Origin of the sequence: Myroides sp. LoEW2-1, from assembly GCF_009767705.1 — a bacterium.
In the GTDB taxonomy this organism is placed as follows: Bacteria; Bacteroidota; Bacteroidia; order Flavobacteriales; family Flavobacteriaceae; genus Flavobacterium; species Flavobacterium album_A.
Genome location: NZ_WSPP01000275.1, coordinates 1 through 2,767, shown reverse-complemented (window position 1 = coordinate 2,767; position 2,767 = coordinate 1). Strand labels below are relative to the sequence as shown.

5 protein-coding genes and 1 pseudogene are annotated in these 2,767 nt (G+C 31.7%); all 6 read left to right on the top strand.

Annotated elements, in window-relative coordinates; all coding sequences use genetic code 11:
* A pseudogene (locus GOQ24_RS14325) lies at window positions 1-754 on the top strand (hypothetical protein); the annotation flags it as partial.
* Window positions 754-1,029 carry a helix-turn-helix domain-containing protein gene (locus tag GOQ24_RS14320; RefSeq protein WP_160339996.1) on the top strand — a complete coding sequence of 92 codons (276 nt, stop codon included), beginning with the start codon at window positions 754-756 and terminating at the stop codon, window positions 1,027-1,029. The pseudogene GOQ24_RS14325 and the gene GOQ24_RS14320, both read left to right, overlap by 1 nt.
* Window positions 1,019-1,261 carry a hypothetical protein gene (locus tag GOQ24_RS14315; protein WP_160339995.1) on the top strand — a complete coding sequence of 81 codons (243 nt, stop codon included), beginning with the start codon at window positions 1,019-1,021 and terminating at the stop codon, window positions 1,259-1,261. Before GOQ24_RS14320 ends, GOQ24_RS14315 begins: the two co-directional genes overlap by 11 nt.
* Entirely contained in the window at window positions 1,246-2,205 is a 960-nt protein-coding gene (locus GOQ24_RS14310; RefSeq protein WP_160339994.1) for a hypothetical protein, read from the top strand. Before GOQ24_RS14315 ends, GOQ24_RS14310 begins: the two co-directional genes overlap by 16 nt.
* 223 nt (window positions 2,206-2,428) lie before the next feature.
* Complete coding sequence (locus GOQ24_RS16840; RefSeq protein ID WP_262885687.1) at window positions 2,429-2,563, top strand: hypothetical protein; 135 nt, start codon at window positions 2,429-2,431, stop codon at window positions 2,561-2,563.
* Window position 2,564: 1 nt separating this feature from the next.
* Window positions 2,565-2,767, top strand: a 203-nt coding sequence (locus GOQ24_RS14300; RefSeq protein ID WP_160339993.1) for a leucine-rich repeat protein, incomplete at its 3' end; no start/stop codon positions are given.

Below are 2,767 nucleotides of genomic sequence, written 5' to 3'. Positions count from 1 at the left end.
CTACAATGACTGGATAAACAAGATCTATTTGTCTACATTTAATAACATATCAGCTCTAAAAAAAGAGTTCAATGATGAAAAAAGTATTAATGTAGAGGAATTTCAATCTGAATATGCTTCAAAAAGAACTGAAATTGTAAAAGAATTCGAAGTAAGAGAAGTTCTTTTAAACAAACAAGAAGAACAGCGTCTTGCTTTAGAAAAACAAAAAGAAGAACAAGAAGCTGAATCAAAGAGAATAAAAGAAGAAAACTTAAGGAAAGAAGCAGAAATAGAATCAAATAAAAAAGCAGAAGAAGAGCGTATACAAGCTGAAAACAATCGATTAGAAGCTGAAAGGCAATCTTTACAAATAGAAAAAGATAACCTCTTAAAAGAAAAGCGAATTACTGCTTTACAAAACATAGGTTTTGATGATGACTTAGTACTAGATCTAAAACACTGTAAAATAATTTTCCCTTTAGAAGACATTCTTTGTTCAGAAGAAGAATTTCAAGACGTATTTAATAACACTAAATACCAAATCGAAAACCCTCCCACTCCAGAAGTGCAAAATAACACACAAGAAGCTGATTATGAAGAAACACCTGTTATGGATATAGAAGTAATAACAGATGATACAATCTTTCTTGTAGAACTAAATGAACAACAGAAAATCATGCAAACACTTTTATTAGATTTCTGTGATTACTGTCTAACAAAACATGGTCATGTAGACCAAGAATATATTATTGAATTTTTAACTAAAGAATAATGCCTCTAAACGTTCAACTAGAACTATCTGACGAGCAACTAAGAATAATAGCATTACATATTATTAATACAGGTATGTTAGATAAGTTAATCGAAAAAAAAGAAATACCTCTAGAAGAACAACTCCTTCCAATCAAAGAGGTAGCGCAATTAACTGGGTTAACTACTCAAACTATTCATAACCACATTAAAAATGGACTTATAGTAGCTAAAAAAGTAGGTAGCCAGTGGCGAATATCTAGAAAATCTCTAAAAGATTACGCAAATGGAGAATAACGAATATTACACTTTAGACTATACAGAAGAAGCTGAAAACTGTTTATTATTTAATGCATACAAACAACTTCCTTCTGCTATAAATAAAGGAGAATTAAAACTATACATTATAGTTAATAAAACAAAAAAACAATTTTGGATAAACTGTGAATCGCAATTAAACCATGCGAAAAACATGACTAAAATCCACCAAACCACTTTAAATAACATAAGAGAATGGCACAAGAAATAAGCACAATTCCACAAAATCAATTAGTAGCTGCTGAAACTATTAATTCACAAGTACTAGCTGTATTATCAGATAAGAGTCAAAATTTCACTAATGCCTTTGCGATGGCTAATGCAATAACAGTAATTAGGAATGTCCTAACTCCAGATGTAATGCAACCTATTATGTCTTTAGCTGGGTCTAAACTTGGATTTAGAACTGATAGAGACAAACCTTCCAAAGGTCAAATGCCAAACCCATATCCTTTAGAAACGGTTAAGGATTGTTTAATTGATGCAGTTCTTTTAGGACTAAACCCTACAGGTAATCAATTCAACATTATTGCTAGTAATATGTATGTCACTAAAGAAGGTTTTACTTTCTTACTTAAGAAAGTAAAAGGACTTAAATACAGCATCATATATCCTTCTGTAAATTTCTCAAACGACAAACAAACTGCGCTAGTTGTTTGTAATATCACTTACCAAGTTGGAGAAGAAAAAGAAGTAAAACAAGTATTGGAATTTACAGTTAAAGCTGGAAACTATGCAACAAGTGATTCTTGTATTGGTAAAGCAGAACGAAAAGCAAAATGTTGGTTATACAACCATGTAGCAGGTACAGACTTAACAGATGGTGATGCAGAAGATATTAGTTACACAGAAGTAAGTTCTAATAGAATCAGTAAAGAAGACCAAATTGCTGAAAAAGAAAGAAACAGAGTTATAAACCATATTGAAAAAGCAAAAAAATTTGGTTCACTAATTCAAGTAAGAGATTTGGTTTCTAACTCTGATGATATAGAATTACAAGAAATGTATATTGCAAAAGAAGATGAGTTAATCCCTCCAGCTATTGAAGGAATAGAAAATCTAAAAGATTTAGAGAAACTATCCCCTTTAATAACAAGAGAAGAGCACATTATACTTCTAGATGATAAGAAACGAGAATTAAGTGGTAAAGCTTAAATCTTGTGAATGTGGCAAACAGTTTAAACAATATAATTCACTTCAAAAACATTGCTCTGCTCTTTGCACAAAGAAATACGCTAAACCTAAGCGGATAAATCCTATATCCGAAAAGCGTAAAACAGAAATTCAACAATACACCATACTACGGAAAGAATTTCTATCTGATCCAAAAAATCAAATTTGCCCCATAACGAAACAGCCAACCACAGACATTCATCACATGAAAGGTCGTGTAGGTAGCTTATTCTTAGACACGAGATATTGGCTTGCAGTATCTCGTGAAGGGCATCGTATGATTGAAGAAAACCCAAAATGGGCTAAAGAAAAAGGTTATTCACTTAATAGATTAAGTTAAAATGAAATTTACATATTCAAAAATCACACATGATACTATAAAAATAACAGGTATCAAAACCAATGATAAAAACATTGTAATTCCAAGCACTATAGATAGTTTTTCAGTAACACACATCGGTTCCGGGGCGTTTGAAGGGAACAACCTTACAGAAGTAACTATCCCTAATTCAGTAACACACATCGGTTCCGGGGCGTTTGAAGG

Excerpts from the sequence above, each read along its gene's own strand:
- GOQ24_RS14315 (WP_160339995.1), top strand. The coding sequence starts at position 1,019 with ATGGAGAATAACGAATATTACACTTTAGACTATACAGAAGAAGCTGAA.
- GOQ24_RS14320 (WP_160339996.1), top strand. The coding sequence starts at position 754 with ATGCCTCTAAACGTTCAACTAGAACTATCTGACGAGCAACTAAGAATA.
- GOQ24_RS14310 (WP_160339994.1), top strand. The coding sequence starts at position 1,246 with ATGGCACAAGAAATAAGCACAATTCCACAAAATCAATTAGTAGCTGCT.
- GOQ24_RS16840 (WP_262885687.1), top strand. The coding sequence starts at position 2,429 with ATGAAAGGTCGTGTAGGTAGCTTATTCTTAGACACGAGATATTGGCTT.